Here is a 21,919-nt window from a genome sequence, read left to right as displayed (position 1 = left end):
CTTCCAGTTCTCTCTCTTTGAAGCCGGTCATCAGCGGCGAATAGCACGACGGACGACGCAGCATTTGTCTTGTAACATCGCAAGCTATTTGATCATTTTAAGATTGATAGCAATGGCTGCTCAGACTTTTGCGTTTCACGCACAGAGGCTGTAGCTCCTGTACGTGTTAACTCTTTAATACCGTATGGACGAATCAGCTCGATGAATGCATCGATTTTTTCTGGATGTCCTACCACTTGATAAGTCACTACATTTTTAGCTGTATCGATAATCTGCGGTCTGAATGGTTCCACGATCGCGTTCATTTCGAGCCGGGTATTCGGCGGCGAAATGACTTTCACTAATGCAAGCTCACGAAGTACGATGGATTTGTCTGTAATATCGTTTACCTTCAGTACGTCAATCTGTTTCGATAATTGCTTAATGAGCTGTTCAATTTTGCTCTCATCTTCCACGTGTACGACAAACGTCATTTTCGAGAAGTTCGGCTGCTCTGTATGTCCTACAGTAATCGATTCAATGTTGAATTGACGTTTCATCAGCAAGCCTGTTACGCGGTTCAACACACCGCTTTGATTAATCACGATAACTGTAATTACTCGTTTCACAGCTTTTTCACCCCGATCATTTCATGTAATCCCTTGCCTGGTGCTACCATCGGATAAACGCTTGTTAACTGTTTAATACGAAGGTCGATCAGCACCGGCTCGTCAGAAAGGATAGCTTCTGTCAGTGTATCTTCTAATTCTTCCGGTTTTTCGATTAAATAGCCTTTGATGCCGTAAGCGTCAGCCAGTTTAACGAAGTCAGGCTGGATTGGCATTAACGAAGAAGAATAACGTTCTTCATAGAATGTTTCCTGCCACTGGCGAACCATGCCAAGACAGCTGTTGTTCAGGATGACGATTTTTACCGGAAGGTTAAATTCCTTCAATAAAGAAAGCTCCTGAGCTGTCATTTGGAATCCGGCATCTCCGCAAATCGAAATGACTTTTTTATCCGGCTTCGCAAACTGCGCTCCGATTGCTGCTGGGAAACCGAAGCCCATCGTCCCAAGACCGCCGGATGTCACCCAACTATGGGAGTTATTCAGACCGTAGTACTGTGCCGCGAACATTTGGTGCTGCCCAACGTCTGTTGTAACAATGGCATCTCCATTTGTAATACGATGGATGGCTTTCAGTGCCTGCTGCGGCATGATTTCGTGCGGATCTTCGTCGTACCATAATGGGAACTCCCTATCTTGAGCATTGAGATAATCGATCCAAGCTGATGTATCCGGCCCTTCAAAGTCTTTTTTCAGCAATGCATTCAACGCTTCCTTCGCATCTGCAACAATCGGAATATCCGTCGGAACATTCTTGCCGATCTCGGCTGGGTCGATATCAATATGGACAATCGTTGCATTTGGTGCAAACGTAGCCAGGTTGCCTGTCAGACGATCGTCGAAGCGTGCCCCGATATTAATCAGAAGGTCACATTTTGTAATGGCATCATTTGCTGTCACTGTCCCGTGCATACCAGCCATTCCGTAGAAGAGTTCATGGCTGCCATGGATGCTGCCAAGGCCAAGCAATGTATTGATGATTGGCAGTTTATATTTTTCTACAAATTCAGTTAATTCTTCTTGCGCTTCGGCGAATAATACCCCTGCACCTGCCAGTACTAATGGTTTTTTCGCTAAAGTGAGCGCTTGAATTGCCTTTTGGATTTGCAAAAAGTTCGGCTTGCAGTTCGGTTGATAGCCCGGAAGGTAAATTTCTTCTGGCGTCTCCGGCATATCCCCTTCCGTAAATAATGTTTGCGAAACATTTTTCGGGAAGTCGATAACAACAGGTCCTTTCCGTCCTGTATTGGCGATATGGAAAGCTTCCTGTACAATGCGCGGAATGTCCCGCACATCCTGTACTTGATAGTTGTGCTTTGTAATTGGTGTTGTAATTCCCATAATGTCAGCTTCTTGGAAGGCATCTGTACCGATGACCGACGTTGCTACCTGCCCTGTGAAAATTACAAGCGGCAGAGAATCAATCATTGCATCTGCAATACCTGTTACTAAATTCGTAGCACCTGGTCCACTTGTCGCAATGATAACCCCAGGCTTATTCGTTACTCTCGCATACCCTTCAGCAGCATGGATTGCTCCTTGCTCGTGCCGTGTCAGGATATGCCGGATTGGATTCCGGTACATTGCATCATATATTTGGAGAACCGCTCCACCCGGATAACCGAAAATAATGTCAACACCTTGATCATGCAGTGCCTGCACCAAGATATCAGCACCATCTTTAGGTTTTTTTACTTCTTCTTGTTGTGACATTTCTTGTTGTTGCAACTCTTTTGCTGAAACGTTCGACATTTCGTTTACTCCTCCTTACTAAACTGATTATGGAAATTCCATCCGCCCATCTATCAAGGGTAGTGGAAACTTGAAACACTTTACTCATGTCAACTCAGGTAAATTTATAAAAAGAAAAAGCCTTTTTCTCCGCACGCAAAAGAACACCTCTTACGTAGGGATGAAAAAGACTTTTCATGGTACCACCCTTATTCACAGCACAATTGGCTGCCTCATGAACAGTGTTGATGATCTATCTCCGCCATATTTTCGGAATCTTCCGATAATTATGCGTGCAACTAAGATAGACTTACTATTCATTAATAACGAGCACTGATTATATGCCCGGGGCTATCTAATGGCATAAAGCGTTTAATAGCCCACTCCGAGGGGATGTCGGGTTCAGTTACATCACCGGCTTCCAGCAGTACCGGCTCTCTGGTAGATGTAAGTCTCTGCTCCCTTTAACCTCATCAACGTTTTCAAATTATTATATTTTCATCACGCCGCCCTGAGAGGCATTTGTTACTAGCTTAGAGTAACGAGCCAACCAGCCGCGTTTAATTTTCGGTTCAAATGGTGTTAATTTTGTACGTCTTTCCGATAAAATCTCCTCAGAAACTTCTAGATTGATTGTACGGTTTGGCAGATCAATCGTGATAGAATCCCCGTTTTCAACAAGAGCGATCGGGCCGCCCTCTGCCGCTTCCGGTGAAATATGGCCGATGGAAATCCCGCGGGATGCACCTGAAAAGCGTCCATCCGTAATCAGCGCTACTTTTGTACCGAGCCCGCGCCCTTGAATCGCTGATGTTGGTGCCAGCATCTCCGGCATGCCTGGACCGCCTTTTGGCCCTTCATAACGAATGACCACAACATGCCCTTCGCGAACTTTGCCTTCATCAATAGCTGTCTGTGCTTCTTCCTGAGAATCAAACACAATTGCCTCACCGGTAAATACTTTGATCGATGGGTCAACCGCTCCTACTTTAATAACTGATCCTTCTGGTGCGATGTTACCGAATAACACGGATAAACCACCAACTGGTGAGTATGGATTATCTTTCGTTCGAATCACTTGATCATTCTTAATATGATAATCTTTCACTAATTCACCCATTGAAACGCCGGCAATTGTCTGCCGCTCCGGATGGATGGCTCCCGGAATCTTTGTTAACTCATTGATAATGGATGATACGCCCCCGGCCTTTTCTATGTCATCCATCGAAATATCCGATGCCGGCATAATTTTGGCTAAATACGGCACTCTTTCCGCTACTTTATTAATGTCTTCAATGTTATATTCGATTTCCGCTTCATTTGCAATCGCTAATGTATGGAGAACAGTATTCGTCGATCCACCCATTGCCATATCAAGTGCAAATGCATCGTCAATCGCTTCTTTTGTAATAATATCGCGAGGTTTGATGTCCTCTTTAATCATACGGACTAAATGTTTGGCCGCTTTTTTAATCAAACGATGGCGCTCATCACTTGTCGCAACGATTGTACCGTTACCCGGAAGCGCTACGCCCAACATTTCCATTAGACAGTTCATGGAGTTTGCAGTAAACATCCCGGAACACGAGCCGCATGTAGGACATGCATTATGCTCGATGTCATGCAGCTCTTCTGCCGTCATTTTGCCTGATTTTAAAGCACCGACACCTTCAAAAACACTTGTTAAGGAAAGCTGCTTGCCTGTCGATGAAGTCCCTGCCTCCATCGGTCCGCCTGATACAAAGACAGACGGTACATTTGTACGGGCAGCCGCCATCAGCATTCCTGGTGTGATTTTGTCACAGTTCGGAATGTAGAACACGCCGTCAAACCAGTGCGCATTGATGACTGTCTCTGCCGCATCTGCAATGATTTCACGTGATGGCAGTGAATAGCGCATGCCGATATGTCCCATCGCAATTCCATCATCAACTCCAATTGTGTTGAACTCGAATGGAATTCCTCCAGCTTCGATGATGGCTTCCTTTACGACATCTGCGAATTGCCGCAGGTGTACATGTCCCGGAATAATATCAATATATGAGTTACATACACCGATGAAAGGCTTATCTAGATCTTTCGCCTTCACTTTTCCCGTAGCATATAAAAGACTACGGTGAGGAGCTCGGTCTACCCCTAGCTTAATCATATCACTTCTCATTTAGAACGCCCCTCACGTCTATCTCTTTCAGATGGATGATTTTTTATCCATCATTACTTACATATTGACGTTCGCTTGTAAGAACGAACGTGTTAAATTGTTGCTATCATAGTACGAAATGAAGATACTCGTCAACACTAATTTTTAAATTTTTAAACAATTCAAAACATTCCTTTTTTAGAGAAAACGCTTTCTTCATTGATATTGTTTCGTTTTAGCTCGTTTGGTTAAATTTTTGAAATTTGGACATTTTTTTTGAAAAGCCCCTTCTTTTCTATTTTCCGTTCAGAGTCTAGTTCTTAACTATGAAAAATATGTTTAAAATAGTGCGTCATAAAAATATTTCCCGGGTCAAATAATTGCCGTATTTCATTAAATTTTTCAGCGTCAGGATAGAACATGGTGATGTCTGTTTCATCATAGCAGTTGATTTTCCCCCAATGGGCTCTGCCATCATACTTTTTCATTAACTCAAACACCCACCGGAAATATGCTGTATCGTCCATCCCCTTATACATATGGAAGGCTAAAAAGGCGCTTTCCCGTCCCATGGTAGGACTTAAAAAACCACGCTCTCCCATTGTCGTCCTGCACTCAATCGGAAAATGAACAGGAAAGGTCCTCTTTTTCATCACCTCGTGAATTTCTTCCATACATGCTTCGAAATGTTCGAGCGGAATCGCATATTCAGTTTCCGTAAACTTTACGCGGCGTGAAGTGGGATATACTTTGTAGCAAATATCTGTTTTCTTTCCTTCGGTAATCATACGGGAAGAGAGCATGCTCACCGCCCCGCTCCAATCCGGCTTCCACCTGCAAAGTTTTGATACTCCTTCAAATAAACGATTTTCGATTAACTCCAGTTTTCGCTGTTCTTTTTTCCGTTCCTTGTCTGAGGCATAAGTGACAGGCGCCATGTTCATCCTTTTTACTTGGATCCTGTCTGAACCTGGGAAGTAATACCATTCAACATGTCGATTGCTGCGGATCTCTTGTCTAAAGTTTAGGAGTGACGTCGTGAAGTCTTCCCTTGCAGCCGTATATGCCAGGCTATACAGCGGCAAGACACGAATTGTCACAGCCACCAGTACCCCAAGTAACCCTAATGAGAGATGGAGCGCATCGGAAAGGTCGTCATTCCCTCGCTCATGGGTAATCATTTCTCCCTTTCCGTCAATAAAAGTCCACTTTACAGCCATGGACGAAAAGGACCCAAGCGTCACGCCTGTTCCATGTGTTCCTGTCGAAATGACACCTGCAAGACTTTGGACATCAATATCGCCCATATTAATTACGGCAAGTCCATACGCCTCCAGCAGCGGCCCAATTTCATACAGATACGTGCCTGCATAAAAAGTTGCTTCCATTTTTTCTAAATCGACCGACTGCAATCCTCGCAGGTGATGAAGAGAAAGAGCCGAATGTTCTGGTAATGCTACTGGGCTGAAGGAATGGGCGGCTCCTGTCGTTCGAATGGTCATCCCTTTCTTCTGATGTCCTTTTATGATATCGCTTATTTGTTCGGCCGATGTTGGTGCATAATAGGCTGGATAGCTGACAAAACTTTCTGACCAGTTCGTCCATGACTTTCCTTTCGCAAAGTTTTTCATAGAAAACATTGTCCATCACCTCGATATGTTGAATACGTGCCTATATGAACGCCTCTTCGTACCGCATGAAGGACCGGAAAGCGCTCGCATAATTCCCCAGCTTTGGCATGCCTGAAATATACCGTCTCGCCTATATGCAGCGCTTTTTTACTGTCGACAATCGGTGTTTGTACCTCTCCTGCTCCTTCTAATGATAAATAGCGAAAACGCCCTTCCTCATAAAAAGCAGGAAGCCTGTCTATTCCCGGAGCACCTGAAGCAACATAACCACCTCCGTGGCAAACAAATGTCTCCTCGTCAAATTGCCTGACAACCGCCAGCGCAAAACCACTTGCTTTTTGCAATGATAGAGAATGATAGCGGTCAAATAATGCAGGTGCGAGAAAAGCAGAACCTATCGTCATTTCCGTAACTTCTAATAGGTTGGTAGATTCAATGCTGCCTGAACCGCCTGCATTGATTAAAATAGGCGCTTCCAAGTGTCGGATAATAGATACGATATCGTCATGCGTCTGTTCAATCTGCTCAATGGATCTCTTTTTTAATTGACTGATCACTCTACTTTTTAAGCGGGAAAGTATGGTTTCATCCGGCAAGTCAGGTACACCGGCGACTTGCGCTTCATAGGTCATAACCCCACGGACTTCAACCTTTCTGTCTGAGATGGCATATAAAAGATTGGCCACTCGTTCAAAGCTATCCAGCGGAGATCGTTTCGTACCAAAATACAGCACTCCGTAATTATCGGAGACATTCACATCGATACAGATCGGTACCGTAACATCCATACCTGAAGCCATACTCTCTAAAAATTCTATTTGTTCCATATGATCGACCATAAAGGTAACATCCTTGCCGGCTTTAATTTGAAAGAGCAGCCTTTTTACAGCGTGTTCCTCCATGACCGGATAGCCAATGAGCAAATGATTGAAGCCCTGCTCAAGCAGAAAAACCGTTTCCGCTGCCGAATAGGTCATAAAGCCGGCTGTTTTCGGCAGACGCTCGGCTATGTAGCGAAGAAGCTGAATGGAACGGATCGATTTAGTAGCAATCCGGATGGGCTTTTTCGCTTTTGCAGCGACAAACTCAATATTTGCATCAAGCGCATCCATATCAACCCAGGCAAAAGGCCTTTCTAACCCGGCAAATGCTTCATGAAATGTTTGCATATTCATTCCCTCCTAAAAAACTGATTTAAAGTACCTGTCTATGAAGTATAATCATGCGCGCACCAGCACATTCCCTCTTTCGGGCAGGCAGCTCGTTAGCCTCGTGCAATCCTCCAATTCTATGAATTGGTCGCATAAAAAAACCCTAGCATTGCTGCTAGGTGATAAGTAAAAATTCGAATGCAAAATTTAATAAGATGATGGTATGCAATATAACAAATAAAAGTCCCTGCTTATCAACCTTTTTCATGTATTCTGTATCCATGATGCCCACCCTCTCATTGTCGTTTGAGATTATTATAATGCAAGACTCATCATTTTACAAAATTTTTTGAATATTTTTATTTTTATTTTTCAGCCTATACAACTGGCATAATATGTACATACTATTAAGGAGGCGAATATTATGAAAAAAGCTTTGATCGTTATTGATTATACGTATGATTTTGTTGCGGATGATGGGAAATTGACATGCGGCAAACCGGGTCAGCAAATCGCTCAAAAAATTTCTTCGCTCATCGAAGAATATATAGCCGCTGAGGAGCTTGTCGTTTTCACCAATGACATTCATTTCGAAGGCGATCCGTTCCATCCTGAAACGAAGTTGTTTCCGCCGCATAATATTGCTGGAACAGCGGGTCGAGAATTGTACGGCTCTGTAAAGAATAGTTACGAAAAACATGCAGACCGCTGTCTATCGTTAGATAAAACTCGTTATTCCGCTTTTGCGGGAACAAATCTCCACCAACTGCTCCAAGAACGAGGAATTAAAAATATTGCGCTTGTCGGTGTATGTACAGATATTTGCGTGCTGCATACTGCAGTGGATGCCTACAACCTCGGCTATACCCTTTCAATCTATAAAGACGGAGTAGCGAGCTTCAATCAGGCAGGCCATGATTGGGCACTTGGACATTTTACCGGAACGCTTGGCGCTGAAGTAATTTAAACCTTTTGGCATATTGTATTTCAATGAAAATGTTTAACTTTATGTACTATCGGTAATAACTAAGTAGACGCTATCATATTACACAAACTAATTAAAAGGAGTTGAAGGCAATTATGATTAGCTTTATTTGGTATTTGATTATTGGTGGTATTCTAGGATGGTTGGCAGGTGTAATTTTAGGTAAGGATGTACCAGGTGGTGTCATCGGTAACATTATCGCCGGTATCATCGGTTCATGGATCGGCAGCATGATTTTGGGAGACTGGGGCTGGAGAGTGTCTGACTTCTATGTATTCCCAGCACTAATCGGTGCGATTGTACTGATTTTCATCGTAAGCTTTATCATGCGTTCAATGCGAAAAGCAACTTAATGTTTGAATAGAATTGGTGATAGCTAAAAGGACCGCTTCCAGCGGTCCTTTTCCATTGTTGTCAAACATCATTAGAAGCAAGTACCATCTCCATTTTTTCTTGGTACGTACTATAAAGATTATAGTAATGCAGAACATCTTTCACATATTTATCACTATGATTATACTGGAAGATTGCCTTTTCTATATTCCCTTTTGATGCACCTGCAATGGATAGAAAATTCGCCGCTGAATAAATGGCATCTTCGATATCAAACGGATCGGCCACCCCATCACCATTTGCATCTACACCGTAGCCGCCGTATTTGGCGATAACAGCTGGGTCGGTTTTATCTTTTTCGGAAATATTTCCTTCACCGAGACCTGAGCATGTCGGGTGTTCCCAGCCGACAAATGTACAAGGCATGAACTGCAGATGTCCTTCTGCTCCCGCTGGTGAAACAAGTTTTTTCATCGTCGAAAAGCGTGTTTCAATACGATGATGCGCGGCAAGCAATGTCCAGGGCACATTATATTGCTCCCCTGCTTCCATATAGATGGGGATATATTCTACAGGAATTTGTATGTCAAAATTCGATTGAATGATATCCATTTCTGATTGATGGGTAAGCTCCTGGAAAAGAGGGAGCTCCTGAAGTTCCTGCCAGGCAACATACACCAGTACATAAATACCGATTGTCGCCGGAATCATGATCAGAATCAGAAACACCTTTACAATGGGCGGCAGCGTAACCTTTGTTTTCTTCTTTTTTTTCTTGTTTTGAACCATCTTACCACCGAGCTTTCAAAAAATTGTTGATTTGACCGAACTCTCCTCAAAAGAGCCGGACATTGTTGAATTCCATTTGGAAAACTATTAAAATGAATAACTTCTACTCTATCAGTATATATCATGTGAAGGAGCTGTCGACAAAATGTGGAAAGAATTTAAAGAATTTATTATGCGCGGCAATGTAATGGACCTTGCTATTGCGGTCGTGATAGGAGCCGCTTTCAATTCGATTGTTACTTCTCTTGTCGAGAATATTATCACGCCCGTTATCGGTGTGCTGACTGGCGGAATCGACTTTACAAATGATTTTGTCTGGACATATGGCTCTGCGTCCGTGAAATTTGGTGCATTCATCCAATCCATCATTGACTTCCTCATTATTTCGTTTTCCATTTTCATGGCATTGAAGGTTGTTAATACCTATATCCTTCGCAAGAAAAAAGAAGTCATAGAAGAACCTGCGGCGCCGGCACTCGATCCAAAGGAAGAACTTCTCAAGGAAATCCGTGATCTGCTAAAGGAAGGAAAAAACTAACCTTCGATTAGCAGAGAAACTGCAAGTCTATCTGAAAAGATAGGCTCTGAATGAAGACAAAGTCACTTTTTGACTTTGTCTATATGTTTCTTCAGCGAGTTTTATAAAGTAACGTTTTACCCAGCCTGTCTTGAAAATGCTTGCCAGACAAGGCGCGTCGACGAGCGAAGACGCGAATAGAACCTAAGTTCATGAGGGTACGAGCGAGACAAGCAACGATGGATGAAAGCGTTTGTCAACAGGCTGAGTCTATCTGAAAAGATAGGCTTTTTTCGTTTCTTAGGTTGTCCCCTTTACTTTAACATGGTAAATTGGTTTAATAATCGACGCATTCTAAATGTTGCGTATATTTTATTTTCATAGAAAGAGTGATGTTATGACTGATCGTAAAATGGAGACAAAGCTAGTACAACTTGGGAATTTAAGCGACGCAAAGACGGGCGCTGTTAACCCGCCTGTTTACTTTTCCACTGCTTATAAACATGCAGGCATTGGCGAATCAACAGGCTTCGACTATACACGCACTAAAAATCCGACTAGAACGATTCTGGAAGAAGGGATTGCTTCTTTAGAGGGCGGAGATATGGGATTTGCGTGCAGTTCGGGAATGGCCGCTGTACAGCTTGTATTATCACTATTTGCCCCTGGTGACGAATTGATTGTCCCGGAAGATTTATACGGCGGTACATACCGTCTATTCAAAGTGTACAGCGATACTTACAATATTAAGCCTGTATACTCGCCTTTCACTTCTGTTGATGAAGTAGAATCATTAATCAATGAGCATACAAAAGCGCTGTTTATCGAAACACCGACGAATCCACTTATGCAGGAAATCGACCTTGTTGCCTACAATCAGCTGGCAAAGAAACATAATTTGCTATTGATTGTTGATAACACATTCTACACACCGTATTTCCAACGTCCAATTGAGCTTGGCGCTGATATCGTCTTACATAGCGCTACAAAATATATCGGCGGTCATAATGACGTACTGGCCGGCCTTGTGGTTGCAAAAGGTTCAGAACTTTGTGAAAAGCTTTCGTATATTCATAATGGTGCTGGTGCCGTTCTTTCACCGATGGATGCATGGCTTATCATCCGCGGCCTTAAGACGCTTCATCTACGCCTTAAACAGCATGATGCGAATGCCAAGCAGATCGCAGCTTACCTGGAGCAAGAGGAGCTTGTGACAGATGTACTCTACACAGGTAAGGGCGGTATGCTGTCTTTCCGTGTAAAAGATGCTAAGCTTGTTGACCCGTTCCTTCGTAACCTAAAGCTTATTACGTTTGCAGAAAGCTTAGGCGGTGTGGAAAGCTTTATTACGTACCCTGCTACTCAGACACATGCTGATATCCCTTATGAAGAGCGGACAGCACGCGGTGTATGTGACCGCCTGCTTCGTTTCTCTGTAGGAGTTGAAGAAGCAGATGACTTGATTGCAGATTTAAAGCAAGTATTTGACCTGCTTCGGTCGGAGGTACAGTAAATGAGCCGCATTGAAACCTCGCTCGTCCACGGTGCTGTTCGTGAGGGCTATACTGACAAAAAAGGCGCCGTCAATGTACCGATGTACCTCTCCTCTACGTTTCATCAGGAATCGATGGATGAATTCGGAGAATACGACTATGCCCGCTCCGGCAACCCGACGCGTGCGGCGCTCGAAAAGGCAATCGCCGAGCTGGAGGGCGGTCACCGTGGATTTGCCTTTGCTACGGGAATGGCTGCTGTTTCTGCCTGCTTTATGACTTTGTCAAAGGGAGACCACATTGTCATTACAGAGGATGTCTACGGGGGAACGTACCGTTTTGTTACAAAGGTGCTTCCGCGCTTTGGCATTACCCATACATTCGCTGATTTTACTGATTTGGAAGCGGTACGCGCTGCGGTGACGCCGGACACAAAACTGCTTTATATGGAGACGCCGTCGAACCCGACACTTGGTATTACAGATATCGCGGGTGTAGTCGCCATCGCAAAGGAAGTTGGTGCCCTGACGTTCCTTGATAACACATTTATGACGCCGATCCATCAACGTCCGCTCGATCTTGGCGTAGACATTGTCATTCATAGTGCAACAAAGTTTTTATCAGGACATTCGGATATCGTGGCGGGACTTGTTGTAACAAAGGATGCGGATTTGAGTGATCAAGTCTATTTCATCCAAAATTCCTTTGGTTCGGTTCTTGGTGTACAGGATTCCTTTACATTGATCCAGAATATGAAAACAACGGCTGTCCGCTTTAACGAATCGGCACGAGTAGCTGGTGTACTCGCAGCGTTTTTAGACAGCCATCCGCTTGTCGAGAAGGTATACTACCCTGGACTTGCCAGCCATCCAGGAGCAGACATTCATCAGCAGCAATCAACATCCGGCGGTGCTGTCTTCTCCTTCACCCTTCCCTCTTATGAGGTAGCCAAAGTATTTGTAGAAGCGATGGAGATTCCGGTATTTGCTGTCAGTCTCGGCGGCGTAGAATCGATCTTGTCGTACCCAGCCAAGATGAGCCATGCAGCGATGGAGCCGGAAGAACGCGAAAAACGCGGGATTACGGACGGTCTGCTACGTTTCTCAGTTGGCCTTGAAAATGAGCAGGATCTTTTAGAAGACTTTACCCAGGCTTTGGAGAAAGCGTCCAAGGTATAGGATATGGCGGCCCCTTTTATTGAGGGGCTGCTTTTTTCTTTCGTTTATTTGTATTGCGCGAATTTAAGTTTCTATACGAAATAAGCCCTCTATTACTGTTGCTGAAGCAATATCTACAGACTTGGCATCTGTCTGGCGTTTGTTGACTAGCTGATAAAGAGATTCTCATAATAACGTCCTCTAAAAAAGGCTAAATCACAAGGGTCCTTCTCACATACATGAGAGTAGACGCTTTGAATCAGCCTAAATTTGTTATTTTTCGCCACTCATTAAAATGTATGTGCTAAGTCCTTTGCACGAGCAATTCCATTTTCTTTGATTTCTTGTGCTTTATCGGGCATAGCATTATGTCCTTCGATAAATAAGCCCTCAAAAGAAGGAATACCAAAGAAATTCATGATGATACTTAAAAAGCGATGACCCATTTCTAGTTCAGCAGCAGGTCCTTCTGAATAAATACCTCCGCGAGCTTGAATATGAAGTGCTTTTTTATCTGTTAATAAGCCGACTGGACCCTGCTCCGTATATTTGAACGTCTTCCCCGCAACCGCAATAGAGTCAATATAAGCTTTCATTAACGGAGGGAATGAAAAGTTCCATAGAGGGGTTACAAAAACATATTTATCTCCCGAAATAAATTGTTCACTCAATTCATTGAGACGTTCCACTTTTCCTTTTTCTTCTGTAGAAAGCTCCTCAAACCCTTGCCCAGATCGAAGCTTTCCCCATCCACTGAAAACATCTGTGTCGAGATGAGGGATATTCTCTTTATATAAGTCAATATGAATGATTTCATCATTCGGATTTACCTCTTTATATGTCTCAATGAATGCCTTTCCAGCAGCCATACTGAAAGATTGTGTATCATCATGAGGATGCGCCGTAATATATAACACTTTTGCCATCTTATTTCACCTTCTGTTTCATTATTTTCATGTTGCTTTACTATGTTTTTTCAAGCAATGTTACATTTAGCTTTCTAAGTAATAAGGGGAATGTACTGATCAGTTATAAAAACGCTGTAAACATCATTCTTTTTCATTCACAGAATAGTAATAAGGATTACCACCAATATTCCGGCGCATTTCATCTGTTAGTTGAAATGGTTCATTTGATTGAGGCTCGTTGTTTGAGACATTTTCATGCTGAACACTTCCGTCAAAATAATTAGGTTTTTGCTCCAAAGATTTCACCTCCCATCGTGTTAATATTTATCTCACCTCCCATATTTCATACATCTATTAATGATTTTTATTTTTTGATTGCTTTTCCCTAATAAAAAAAGCTTAATTTCTACGTAGAAATTAAGCTTTATAATGGAGGGAATTATTGTGCGGTATAACCGCCATCAACGGCAATAGTCGCGCCTGTTGCAAAATCATTTTCCGCTAAGAAAACAAATGCATGTGCGATTTCTTCAGATTTGCCAAGCCTTCCAATTGGATGCCTTGCAACAAGCCCATCATAGAAATCTCCAAGTGCTTCTTTGTTCACAAGAGCTGTTTCAATATAACCCGGAGCTATAGCATTCACTCGAATATTACGAGTAGCATATTGAAGGGCAGCGGCTTTTGTCATTTGAACTACTGCACCTTTAGTCGCTGCATAAGCAAACGCACCAGCTTCCCCCACCAACCCTAAGATAGAGGCTGTATTTAATACTACGCCGCCGCCGGTTTTTAAAAACTCACGAATGGCATATTTCATACCGTAAAATACACCATCTTGGTTTACTTTAATGATTTTGTGATAATCTTCATAGGTTAATTCGTGTAATTCTCCTAACCCACCGATGCCTGCGTTATTCACAATAATATCTAATTTCCCATAGTGTTCCACGGTTTTTGCTACAAGGTTTTTTACGGATTCTTCATTACCCGCATCTACCTGAACAAACAGAACATCTAGTCCAGCAGCTTTCAACTCTTCTTCAACAGCTTTACCGCCTTTTTCGTTAAAATCTGCGATCACCGTTTTTATACCTTTTTCAGCGAAAGCCTTTACCGTTGCTAAACCAATTCCACTTGCTCCACCCGTTACGATTGCTGTCTTGCCGTCTAATTTACCCAAATTTCAAACCCTCCTGATACATATTCCGCTAAAATAAACCATTTTTATAAAATAACGATTATGTTAATATTCTGTTCAAAAAACAATTATTATATAACCATCTAATTAGAATGGATGGGATTGTTGAATAAAGTGAAAGTGTCAGGTTCACAATGGTTATCCTGTAAATGACAAATAAATATAGCACAAAATAATTTTCCGTGCGTTTCTCAACCATATCTTTTATGTTAGAAACGTTAGTTATTAAGAGACGCCGAGCTAATAAACGGCAGGAAAATCGAGTGTAAACAGTGAAAGGATCCCGGCTGCCGAGAGCCAAACTAGGATTCAAGCACTTGAACGAAAAATAAACTATAATACGATGATTCGATAAAGAAAGAGGTATTTACAGCCATTCAAAATAGCATTCCCAAATAAAAGTTTGGAAAGCAACAAAAAAGCCGCCACATATGTGACGACTATCCATTAATCATTGTGAACCTTCTTCAATTAATGTTTCCATATCGATGGCAATCGTGTCATAAGGGACACCGTCTTCTTGCTCTGAATAGCCGGAATAGTTTTTCACAGCTACCCCGTTTTCATCTACAAGGAAAAAGGTATTTGCATGGAGGACTTGATTTTGCTCTGGATCAGTCGGCTTTTTCACGAGTGTTTTAAACGAGTTTAGCGCGAATTGTTCGATGAATTTTTGGTCATAGCCTGTGACAAGGTTCCATTTTGCCTCATCCGGTACATCATAGCGGCTCAAATATTCCGCTAATACTTCCGGCTGATCTGTCTCCGGATCGACCGAGAACGCCACGATATTATAGTCCTCTACCTCGCGTTCCTTCAATGAAGCCTGGATTTCTGTCATATTATATGTCATTGGTGAACAGATCGTCGTACAATTTGTAAAAATGAACATCGCCAGCCACGGCTTCCCTTTCAAGTCTTCTAATGACATCTCTTCCCCTCGATGATTCGTTACAGTGAAATCTTGTACTTCGTAGTTTGTCGTCGCCTTGAATTTATAATTACTGCACGCACTTACAAGAGCAGCGACAAGCAGCAGCATAGCTGCTAGAGCATATTTCTTTTTCATCTATCTCTCTCCACTTCTTCCATCATTATGTTCATCTTAACGAATTGTATAAGAGAATACAATATTGCAGTCGTGAAGGCTTTCGGACAAATGTGTGAAACTTTACTTCACAATTATGATCTTCCATCCAAAAGTGCGGTATGAATCGCATCGAGTTTATTTTCTATACGATAGAGCAAATAAAACGATACAGCGACCGGAAAACCGATTTCCTGGATGAAGGTTATCCACTGCTCCAACATTCTCACCTGCCTTTAAAAAGCCGGCGGGACATCCCGCCAGCTTCTGTTTTAGTTCATTTCGAATTCTGTTACCTCCCGCTCGACGATTCGGGCAGATTTTTTTGCGACAATACCTGCCCCTTCACGTGAAAAGACATTGGCTGCCACGACTACCTGCATAGCAGCGTTTACCTCAGCAGCCGTCACCCCTGCCTTCGGACTCGGCACCGAAAGCGTTAAAGACTTGCCGTCTGCCAGCTCAAATACTAGCTCCAGTACTTCGTTCATTTTGTCACCTCCCTTCTGCCCAGCCCCTCATTAAAGAATCAGCTGCTTTTCCGTTTTTTCCACATCAGCCACCGTATAGCTTGTCAATCCGCTGATTGCTTGCGCTACCTGCTGCAGCTGGTCTGCCGTCGCTTGCTCCATCACATTGCGATAGCTCACTTTCTTATACACCGGGTTGCCTTCTGCATCGACTCCCGCCTGGAAGTTCACAGCTAATGCAGCCTGTTGAAATTGAAATGCTGGCATCCTTCATCCCCCCTTTCTATCACTACTATCGAAATTCGTCACAGAAAAAGGGACATTGCTAATGAAAAAAATGTTCAAAACTCTTATAATAATTCCTAGAGATAGTAAAGAGGTGAATATATTGGCTTTAAGTGGATGGTTTTTATGGTTTATCTTATTTTGGGTAGTGGTCCTCATATCCTTGATGGGAATCGGCGGCTTTTTCATGTTCAGGAAGTTTTTAAAGGCTTTACCGAAAGCGGACGGGAAATCTGATCTGGACTGGCAGGAGTTTTATTTAGACAAGACAATCCACCTGTGGAGTGATGATTCAAAGGCACTGCTTGCGGAACTGACAGCGCCTGTACCTGAACTTTTTCGTCAGGTAGCGAAAGAAAAAATCGCGGGGAAAATCGGCGAATTGGCGTTAGAGGAGCGGGCTTCCTCGATTACACAGGATTTGATTATCCGCGGCTACATTCAGGCAACACCAAAACGGGATCATAAATTTTTACGAAAAAAATTGGATCAAATGCAAATTGATATGTCCCCTTATGAGCATTTGTTTGAATAGGATAGCGGTCTTTGGTACAGCAAAAAAGGCACATCACGCTCTGGAATCACGGTGATGATGCCTTCTTTTCATTTGAATCGTCAAAGGTTTTCTCTATCACAGACTTTTACATTCGTTTTGTTAGCAGCAGTTCATCCCGAAGCGGAATGCCGTGCTCGCCAATAAATGGGATGGACGGCTTGATTTCCCGGGCTTTCGCTACTGCATTCGGGAATAGTTCAATCAGCTGATAGCCTCTCTTTTGATAGAATTTCAGCGCATTTAAGTTGTCATTTGTTGTAATGAGTGTAACAGCCCCCCTTTGTTCAGCCAGGGCAAGCCGTTCTACCTCCTCCACCAGCATACTCCCAATTCCCTGTCCCTCCAGCAGACTATCGAGTGAGATAATTTCGATCTCGTTCTCTTTTCTGTCAAAGGTAATCAACCCCACAATATTCTGCCCCTCATCCAGTGCAGCAAAACCTTCAAGTGCCGAGCAGTCATACACACCGCTCGAAATAACCATCTCCGGGCTCCCCCATTGTTTCGTAAAAAAGTGAGTGACTTTTGTAGTTAAGGTTTCATTTACTCTTACGATTTTCATCTATGTATACTCCTTTATGCTTAAAATTGCTAACTAGTGAAACCTCTTCTATATACGATTCGTAATAATACCATTATTATACATAAAATGAAGAAAGGTGGTACTATATTGATAGCATTATTTAAAGAAATTGTGGAAATCATGCACAACGATTACGCAGGCTGTTTTGATAAAAGAGGCTGCGATCAGCCGGAGCGATTTATTGAACAACTACAAAAGCTTCAGGAAAATGACGAGCTGACAAATGAAGCATTCGCAGCGACCGTGAAGGATTATTTACTCGATTTTAACGACAAACACATCCTCTTTTCGCACCCGGATGTAAAGCAGAATAGTCTTTCCTATTGCGGTTTTCAAGTGAGAAGGTATGAGGACAAGCTTTATGTGACAACGGTAGATCATGACGATCGTCTGCATGTTGGAGAGGTTTTTACAGGCATCGGCGGACTCACTATTCCCGAGCTGAAAAAGAAACACGCCAGACTACTAAACGAAAGTCACCCTGAACGCGAAAACTGGTCGGCTATCTTTTCAAGTTATGCGTATGCTGAATTAGAAGGAGATACTTCAGAGGAGCCTTTCATGCTGAAGTTTTATCAACGGCCTTTCTATGAGCCTACATATAGTATCACCACAATAGATGAATCCACTATTTGCCTGACGATGACCGACTTCCTAAATCCAGATGCGATTGTTTCACTGATGAATCAGCATCAGGACTTACTGGAGCAAGCAGACAACTGGATTATCGATGTACGGGTCAATAACGGCGGCAGCGATATGAGCTTTTTCCCCCTTATTCCTTACATTGCTCCTGTCGAAGGAGTAGATTTTTCTAGCGGGGATTCGATGCTGTTTTATTGCACAGAAGCAAATACTAAAAGAAGACTCGCTGAATTTGATGAAATGCTGCAGCAAATAAAAGACACAGACACACGTGCAGCTTTGGTAATCTTTCGAAGGGAGACAGAAAGAAATAACGGAAAGGGTTTCGTGGAATTTGACCTCACGGATATACTATCGGATGCTTTTATAAAAGGAACAGCTTCCCCTCAACGAGTAATTGTGTTATCCGATACATTTTGCGGCAGCTCGGGTGACTCCTTTGTGGAAATGTGCAAGAAGTCTCCAAAAGTGACGGTCCTTGGACGTGCAACGATGGGGTTAAATGATTACGCCAACTTGGCAACGCAAAGATGGGAAAATGGATTTGTTATGATGTATCCTACTTCTAGGCTCTCAAGAATCGACCAAGGAAACGGTATGACCGGTGTAGGGATTCAACCCCAGATGTATATACCTTGGACGCCGGAGCATTTACAGAAAGATGTTGATTTAGAGCAGGCGATGAAGCTACTTAAGACACCAATTATATAAGCAGAAATATAGCACTTTATAGGTCAAAAGTTCGGTTTCGCGCAATAACGTGGGAAATTCGCGCAATCTTTTAAGAAAATAGGCGACCGCCTCTAACTCGAGAGGCCGCCTTCGTTATCCCATACAGATAGGAGGTCTTACATTGAAACTCAATATGATTATACGTATACTCGGGTTCTTTGCACTTTTTCTTATCATTTCTAATGGAGGCACTGAAGCAAGCGGGTTATACGCTCTATTATTTCTGCCTCTCTTTTTTATCGGGAAGCCGTGGTATAACTACAAAAAGAATTCATGAGTTGTCACTTTCCTGTTTCTCTTTCACCCGATCTGAGTGAAACGGGGAAGTCTCCACCTCGTCTACTACACTAAATGGATTCCCATCCGGGTCATAAAAGTCAAAGCCCTTCATGCCCCCAAAATCCTCAATGTCAGTCGTTACGACCCCATTTGCTTTCAGCTGCTTATGGACAGCTTCAATGTCCTGTACGACGAAGTTATAATAGACGTTTTTCTGCTTGCCCTTCACGGTAAATTCTGTCGGCTGCGGCGTGTCCACTTTTACTAGCGCAAGCTGCGTTGAACCGCTCGGAAGATAAAAGCCTGTCCCCTCCTCCCAGCTATCAATTTTTTTAACACCCAGGTTGTTTTCATACCAAACTGTTGATTTCTGAATGTCTGTTACCGGGATAAATATACTGCCAATTTTAAACATACGCTCTCTCCTTCACATGGTATTCTTATGTATAACGGATCAATCAGCAAGAAAGTTACATTTTTTGAAAAAAATTTTGAAAGGTTGTGTCCAGGTGACTTGGAACATCACAGAACCCGAAATGACCAAACTCTATCAATATTGTATGAGTCTCTCTCATTCGCCGTGGACGGCAGAGGATCTTGTCCAGGAAACATTGATCAGAGTTATGAAAGTAAAAAAAGTACAACCCGACAGGACGCTTACTTTTTCCTTTCTCTGTACAATTGCTAAAAACCTTTTCATCGATGACAAAAGAAAGCAGCGGGATACCCTCCTTTTTGAAGATGATTTGCTAGGTGAAACAGATCATCTTTTGGAGTACGACAGCTTAATTGAGCTTCTGCTGTCTGCATTGCCGCTAAAGCAGGCGATGCTTGTTACGTTGAAAGATGTGTTTCAATTTACCTCAAAAGAGATGGCCTCTATGCTGAGGACAAGCGATGAGTCGATTAAAACAGCGCTTCATCGAGCGAGAACTAAACTAAAGGCTGTAGAGCTGGAAAGTGTGCATTCCAATATCCCTGACCATCAGCTTATCGCCGCCCTCTCTAAGGCGATGAAGGAAGGAAACCCACAGCAGATTTTTCTATTGTACCGCCAATTGGAAACGCGGCATTTTCAGGTAAAAAGAGCAGCAGGCGCATCTTTTTTCCACGTTATCGATCCAGATGGAAATATTTTGGAACTCTATCACCGTTAAGGTAATACAAAGCTACTTACCGTTAAGGGGAATGATAACAATGAAAACAAATCCACAAGTGATTGAAAAGCAGGATAGCCTTTTCTCTTTTCAATCGCAGCGCCAATTACTTAATAGGGACAAGTAAAAAATGTATGTATACAGCACAGGAACTAACAATTGGTCCCGTTACAAAAAATGGCCTCAGAAGGCTGTGGGAGCTGATTTACATGGAAGAGCAGCCTGAATGTGGGGCGCCCCCCTACTAGCCGCACGAAGCAATGAGTTACGAGGATTTCCTACCTCAGGGAGAAAAATGGATTGGTCTGGATTGTTTCTGGGTCATTGAGGTGGAGAATATCGTCCACGGCATTGTCTCGTATTATTGGGGGCATGAGCCTTCTAAATGGCTGGGAAGAGAATTCATAAAGAAAAAAATAGTCTGCTCAATGGAAGGACCTGACATATGGTAGATAACTATCTGTCAGGCCCTTTCTTGTTACCTATTCCTTAGGAAAAAAGCTATTTTGGGCAGCTCACATTGCTATTCTTTCTTCAAAACAGGAATCCAAATTTCGCTTTTCACGGATGGTGAAGTTACATCCTTTGTTTGAATCGATAAAATTTCCGGTCCTTCCATTACCTGATAATTGGAAGATGGAAACCACTCTGCATAAATCCTTCCCCACGTTTCCTGCAGTGTACGAGGAAAAGGTCCCGTTGATTCAAATACTGCCCATGTCGAGGCAGGAACTTCTAGTTTCGAAAAGCCTTCGGGGCATGCTTGTGTTGTTGCTACTCCGATATACTGATCAAGCTCTCCTTTTTCTTCCATGCGTCCTTCAGAAAAGTTTATGGATGCCTGAATCATTCCTTTCGGTTCTACAGTAGATAACGTCTTTAATTGCTCGATCTTTTCCATCGTCAGTGATTTCCACATCTCTGCAATTTCTGGGTTTTCTCCTTCGAAGATAATGGGCACTCTTTTCATAATCCCGACTATGTGAAATGCTTCTTTTTGTTCGATTCGATAATTCATTTCGTTTCCCCCTCTAATTGATAATTGAAAGGTCATGAGTGGATACGCTTTTAATTGCTGTCCATTGTTTCTTGCTTCTGTCGGCGTGATACCATGCAAACTTTGAAACGCTCTCGTAAAGGAATCCGGTGAGCTGTATCCGTATTTAACAGCCGCATCAATGATTTTGATATGACTATTTAAAAGCTCGAACGCTGCTAAGCTCATTCGTCTGCGGCGGATGTATTCTGATAATGGAATCCCTGCAAGAAAAGAGAACATTCTTTTAAAGTGATATTCAGAGCAATGGGCGATTCTTGCTGCCTCTTTGAAGTCTATCTCATTCGTGAGATTTTCCTCGATATACCTCATTGCCTCATTCATGCTTTTAAGTGAATCCATACATTGACCTCCCTTTCATCACTAGAATAACAGGAGTCGAACTTGTGCATCCGACATTCCGTGCACCGTTTTGTCGGCTTCAT

25 protein-coding genes are annotated in these 21,919 nt (G+C 42.8%); 9 read left to right on the top strand and 16 right to left on the bottom strand.

Going from position 1 to position 21,919, the window contains the following annotated elements; genetic code table 11:
- Positions 1 to 92: 92 nt before the first annotated feature.
- From ilvN to AA0Y26_RS10195, 5 genes are all read right to left on the bottom strand, one after another.
- Positions 93 to 608 (bottom strand): acetolactate synthase small subunit, encoded by a 516-nt coding sequence (gene ilvN / locus AA0Y26_RS10215; RefSeq protein ID WP_413367525.1) that lies wholly within the window; start codon positions 606 to 608, stop codon positions 93 to 95.
- Positions 605 to 2,359, bottom strand: a complete 1,755-nt coding sequence (gene ilvB, locus AA0Y26_RS10210; RefSeq protein ID WP_413367523.1) for a biosynthetic-type acetolactate synthase large subunit — start codon at positions 2,357 to 2,359, stop codon at positions 605 to 607. The genes ilvN and ilvB overlap by 4 nt, the downstream gene beginning before the upstream one ends.
- A gap of 469 nt (positions 2,360 to 2,828) precedes the next feature.
- Positions 2,829 to 4,499 carry a dihydroxy-acid dehydratase gene (gene ilvD / locus AA0Y26_RS10205; RefSeq protein WP_413367522.1) on the bottom strand — a complete coding sequence of 557 codons (1,671 nt, stop codon included), beginning with the start codon at positions 4,497 to 4,499 and terminating at the stop codon, positions 2,829 to 2,831.
- 299 nt (positions 4,500 to 4,798) lie between these two features.
- Positions 4,799 to 6,118 (bottom strand): D-arabinono-1,4-lactone oxidase, encoded by a 1,320-nt coding sequence (locus AA0Y26_RS10200; protein WP_413367520.1) that lies wholly within the window; start codon positions 6,116 to 6,118, stop codon positions 4,799 to 4,801.
- Positions 6,106 to 7,278, bottom strand: coding sequence for an alanine racemase (locus AA0Y26_RS10195; RefSeq protein ID WP_413367518.1), 1,173 nt, complete (start codon positions 7,276 to 7,278; stop codon positions 6,106 to 6,108). The genes AA0Y26_RS10200 and AA0Y26_RS10195 overlap by 13 nt, the downstream gene beginning before the upstream one ends.
- Positions 7,279 to 7,684: 406 nt before the next feature.
- Between AA0Y26_RS10195 and AA0Y26_RS10190 the strand changes: the two genes are divergently transcribed.
- On the top strand, positions 7,685 to 8,227 hold the full coding sequence (locus AA0Y26_RS10190; protein WP_413367516.1) for a cysteine hydrolase family protein: 543 nt from the start codon (positions 7,685 to 7,687) through the stop codon (positions 8,225 to 8,227).
- A gap of 113 nt (positions 8,228 to 8,340) precedes the next feature.
- Complete coding sequence (locus AA0Y26_RS10185) at positions 8,341 to 8,598, top strand: GlsB/YeaQ/YmgE family stress response membrane protein (RefSeq protein ID WP_413367514.1); 258 nt, start codon at positions 8,341 to 8,343, stop codon at positions 8,596 to 8,598.
- A gap of 61 nt (positions 8,599 to 8,659) precedes the next feature.
- Here AA0Y26_RS10185 and AA0Y26_RS10180 read toward each other — a convergent pair whose 3' ends face one another.
- Complete coding sequence (locus tag AA0Y26_RS10180) at positions 8,660 to 9,367, bottom strand: lytic transglycosylase domain-containing protein (protein WP_413367512.1); 708 nt, start codon at positions 9,365 to 9,367, stop codon at positions 8,660 to 8,662.
- 145 nt (positions 9,368 to 9,512) lie between these two features.
- On the opposite strand from AA0Y26_RS10180, the gene mscL reads away from it, so the two are divergent.
- The 3 genes from mscL (at position 9,513) to AA0Y26_RS10165 (ending at position 12,555) form a co-directional block, all read left to right on the top strand.
- A complete protein-coding gene (mscL, locus tag AA0Y26_RS10175) occupies positions 9,513 to 9,905 on the top strand; it encodes a large conductance mechanosensitive channel protein MscL (protein WP_413367510.1) in 393 nt (130 codons plus the stop codon).
- Between the two features lie 376 nt (positions 9,906 to 10,281).
- Entirely contained in the window at positions 10,282 to 11,397 is a 1,116-nt protein-coding gene (locus AA0Y26_RS10170; protein WP_413367508.1) for a methionine biosynthesis PLP-dependent protein, read from the top strand.
- Entirely contained in the window at positions 11,398 to 12,555 is a 1,158-nt protein-coding gene (locus AA0Y26_RS10165; RefSeq protein ID WP_413367506.1) for an aminotransferase class V-fold PLP-dependent enzyme, read from the top strand.
- Between the two features lie 269 nt (positions 12,556 to 12,824).
- Here the strand turns inward: AA0Y26_RS10165 and AA0Y26_RS10160 are convergent, their stop codons facing one another.
- The 7 genes from AA0Y26_RS10160 to AA0Y26_RS10130 all read right to left on the bottom strand — a co-directional run bounded on the left by AA0Y26_RS10160 (position 12,825) and on the right by AA0Y26_RS10130 (position 16,467).
- Positions 12,825 to 13,460: an FMN-dependent NADH-azoreductase gene (locus AA0Y26_RS10160; protein WP_413367504.1), complete on the bottom strand. Its 636-nt coding sequence runs from the start codon at positions 13,458 to 13,460 to the stop codon at positions 12,825 to 12,827.
- Positions 13,461 to 13,583: 123 nt separating this feature from the next.
- Positions 13,584 to 13,739: a hypothetical protein gene (locus tag AA0Y26_RS10155; protein ID WP_413368386.1), complete on the bottom strand. Its 156-nt coding sequence runs from the start codon at positions 13,737 to 13,739 to the stop codon at positions 13,584 to 13,586.
- A gap of 142 nt (positions 13,740 to 13,881) precedes the next feature.
- A complete protein-coding gene (locus AA0Y26_RS10150; protein ID WP_413367503.1) occupies positions 13,882 to 14,625 on the bottom strand; it encodes an SDR family NAD(P)-dependent oxidoreductase in 744 nt (247 codons plus the stop codon).
- 469 nt (positions 14,626 to 15,094) lie between these two features.
- Entirely contained in the window at positions 15,095 to 15,712 is a 618-nt protein-coding gene (locus AA0Y26_RS10145; protein ID WP_413367501.1) for an SCO family protein, read from the bottom strand.
- 113 nt (positions 15,713 to 15,825) lie between these two features.
- Positions 15,826 to 15,951: a YvrJ family protein gene (locus AA0Y26_RS10140; protein WP_413368149.1), complete on the bottom strand. Its 126-nt coding sequence runs from the start codon at positions 15,949 to 15,951 to the stop codon at positions 15,826 to 15,828.
- A gap of 51 nt (positions 15,952 to 16,002) precedes the next feature.
- Entirely contained in the window at positions 16,003 to 16,221 is a 219-nt protein-coding gene (locus AA0Y26_RS10135; RefSeq protein WP_413367499.1) for a DUF2922 domain-containing protein, read from the bottom strand.
- Positions 16,222 to 16,251: 30 nt separating this feature from the next.
- On the bottom strand, positions 16,252 to 16,467 hold the full coding sequence (locus tag AA0Y26_RS10130) for a DUF1659 domain-containing protein (protein ID WP_413367497.1): 216 nt from the start codon (positions 16,465 to 16,467) through the stop codon (positions 16,252 to 16,254).
- A gap of 70 nt (positions 16,468 to 16,537) precedes the next feature.
- Between AA0Y26_RS10130 and AA0Y26_RS10125 the strand changes: the two genes are divergently transcribed.
- Positions 16,538 to 17,020: a DUF2621 domain-containing protein gene (locus tag AA0Y26_RS10125; protein WP_413368147.1), complete on the top strand. Its 483-nt coding sequence runs from the start codon at positions 16,538 to 16,540 to the stop codon at positions 17,018 to 17,020.
- A gap of 106 nt (positions 17,021 to 17,126) precedes the next feature.
- Here AA0Y26_RS10125 and AA0Y26_RS10120 read toward each other — a convergent pair whose 3' ends face one another.
- A complete protein-coding gene (locus AA0Y26_RS10120) occupies positions 17,127 to 17,603 on the bottom strand; it encodes a GNAT family N-acetyltransferase (protein WP_413367495.1) in 477 nt (158 codons plus the stop codon).
- Positions 17,604 to 17,711: 108 nt separating this feature from the next.
- Here AA0Y26_RS10120 and AA0Y26_RS10115 point away from each other — a divergent pair, with 108 nt between their 5' ends.
- On the top strand, positions 17,712 to 18,980 hold the full coding sequence (locus AA0Y26_RS10115) for a S41 family peptidase (RefSeq protein WP_413367493.1): 1,269 nt from the start codon (positions 17,712 to 17,714) through the stop codon (positions 18,978 to 18,980).
- A gap of 292 nt (positions 18,981 to 19,272) precedes the next feature.
- Here AA0Y26_RS10115 and AA0Y26_RS10110 read toward each other — a convergent pair whose 3' ends face one another.
- Entirely contained in the window at positions 19,273 to 19,695 is a 423-nt protein-coding gene (locus AA0Y26_RS10110; RefSeq protein ID WP_413367492.1) for a VOC family protein, read from the bottom strand.
- A 121-nt stretch (positions 19,696 to 19,816) separates the two neighbouring features.
- On the opposite strand from AA0Y26_RS10110, the gene AA0Y26_RS10105 reads away from it, so the two are divergent.
- Both AA0Y26_RS10105 and AA0Y26_RS10100 read left to right on the top strand, forming a co-directional pair.
- Positions 19,817 to 20,437, top strand: a complete 621-nt coding sequence (locus AA0Y26_RS10105; RefSeq protein ID WP_413368145.1) for an RNA polymerase sigma factor — start codon at positions 19,817 to 19,819, stop codon at positions 20,435 to 20,437.
- A 260-nt stretch (positions 20,438 to 20,697) separates the two neighbouring features.
- On the top strand, positions 20,698 to 20,889 hold the full coding sequence (locus tag AA0Y26_RS10100; protein WP_413367490.1) for a hypothetical protein: 192 nt from the start codon (positions 20,698 to 20,700) through the stop codon (positions 20,887 to 20,889).
- Between the two features lie 71 nt (positions 20,890 to 20,960).
- Here AA0Y26_RS10100 and AA0Y26_RS10095 read toward each other — a convergent pair whose 3' ends face one another.
- Positions 20,961 to 21,836: an AraC family transcriptional regulator gene (locus AA0Y26_RS10095; protein WP_413367488.1), complete on the bottom strand. Its 876-nt coding sequence runs from the start codon at positions 21,834 to 21,836 to the stop codon at positions 20,961 to 20,963.
- Positions 21,837 to 21,919 lie beyond the last annotated feature (83 nt).

This window comes from Lysinibacillus canaveralius (genome assembly GCF_047301505.1).
Taxonomy (GTDB): domain Bacteria; phylum Bacillota; class Bacilli; order Bacillales_A; family Planococcaceae; genus Lysinibacillus_B.
The sequence above is the reverse complement of the archived record's forward strand: the minus strand, read 5'-3'. Positions and strand labels throughout refer to the sequence as shown.

Bases quoted from the DNA above. Each gene is read 5' to 3' on its own strand.
- AA0Y26_RS10195 (WP_413367518.1), bottom strand. From the start codon at position 7,278: ATGCAAACATTTCATGAAGCATTTGCCGGGTTAGAAAGGCCTTTTGCC.
- AA0Y26_RS10145 (WP_413367501.1), bottom strand. From the start codon at position 15,712: ATGAAAAAGAAATATGCTCTAGCAGCTATGCTGCTGCTTGTCGCTGCT.
- AA0Y26_RS10160 (WP_413367504.1), bottom strand. From the start codon at position 13,460: ATGGCAAAAGTGTTATATATTACGGCGCATCCTCATGATGATACACAA.
- AA0Y26_RS10105 (WP_413368145.1), top strand. From the start codon at position 19,817: ATGACCAAACTCTATCAATATTGTATGAGTCTCTCTCATTCGCCGTGG.
- AA0Y26_RS10190 (WP_413367516.1), top strand. From the start codon at position 7,685: ATGAAAAAAGCTTTGATCGTTATTGATTATACGTATGATTTTGTTGCG.
- AA0Y26_RS10120 (WP_413367495.1), bottom strand. From the start codon at position 17,603: ATGAAAATCGTAAGAGTAAATGAAACCTTAACTACAAAAGTCACTCAC.
- AA0Y26_RS10130 (WP_413367497.1), bottom strand. From the start codon at position 16,467: ATGCCAGCATTTCAATTTCAACAGGCTGCATTAGCTGTGAACTTCCAG.
- AA0Y26_RS10110 (WP_413367492.1), bottom strand. From the start codon at position 19,695: ATGTTTAAAATTGGCAGTATATTTATCCCGGTAACAGACATTCAGAAA.
- mscL (WP_413367510.1), top strand. From the start codon at position 9,513: ATGTGGAAAGAATTTAAAGAATTTATTATGCGCGGCAATGTAATGGAC.
- ilvD (WP_413367522.1), bottom strand. From the start codon at position 4,499: ATGAGAAGTGATATGATTAAGCTAGGGGTAGACCGAGCTCCTCACCGT.
- AA0Y26_RS10180 (WP_413367512.1), bottom strand. From the start codon at position 9,367: ATGGTTCAAAACAAGAAAAAAAAGAAGAAAACAAAGGTTACGCTGCCG.
- AA0Y26_RS10100 (WP_413367490.1), top strand. From the start codon at position 20,698: ATGAGTTACGAGGATTTCCTACCTCAGGGAGAAAAATGGATTGGTCTG.
- AA0Y26_RS10200 (WP_413367520.1), bottom strand. From the start codon at position 6,118: ATGTTTTCTATGAAAAACTTTGCGAAAGGAAAGTCATGGACGAACTGG.
- AA0Y26_RS10170 (WP_413367508.1), top strand. From the start codon at position 10,282: ATGACTGATCGTAAAATGGAGACAAAGCTAGTACAACTTGGGAATTTA.
- AA0Y26_RS10185 (WP_413367514.1), top strand. From the start codon at position 8,341: ATGATTAGCTTTATTTGGTATTTGATTATTGGTGGTATTCTAGGATGG.
- ilvB (WP_413367523.1), bottom strand. From the start codon at position 2,359: ATGTCGAACGTTTCAGCAAAAGAGTTGCAACAACAAGAAATGTCACAA.
- AA0Y26_RS10135 (WP_413367499.1), bottom strand. From the start codon at position 16,221: ATGAACGAAGTACTGGAGCTAGTATTTGAGCTGGCAGACGGCAAGTCT.
- AA0Y26_RS10165 (WP_413367506.1), top strand. From the start codon at position 11,398: ATGAGCCGCATTGAAACCTCGCTCGTCCACGGTGCTGTTCGTGAGGGC.
- AA0Y26_RS10095 (WP_413367488.1), bottom strand. From the start codon at position 21,836: ATGGATTCACTTAAAAGCATGAATGAGGCAATGAGGTATATCGAGGAA.
- AA0Y26_RS10125 (WP_413368147.1), top strand. From the start codon at position 16,538: ATGTTCAAAACTCTTATAATAATTCCTAGAGATAGTAAAGAGGTGAAT.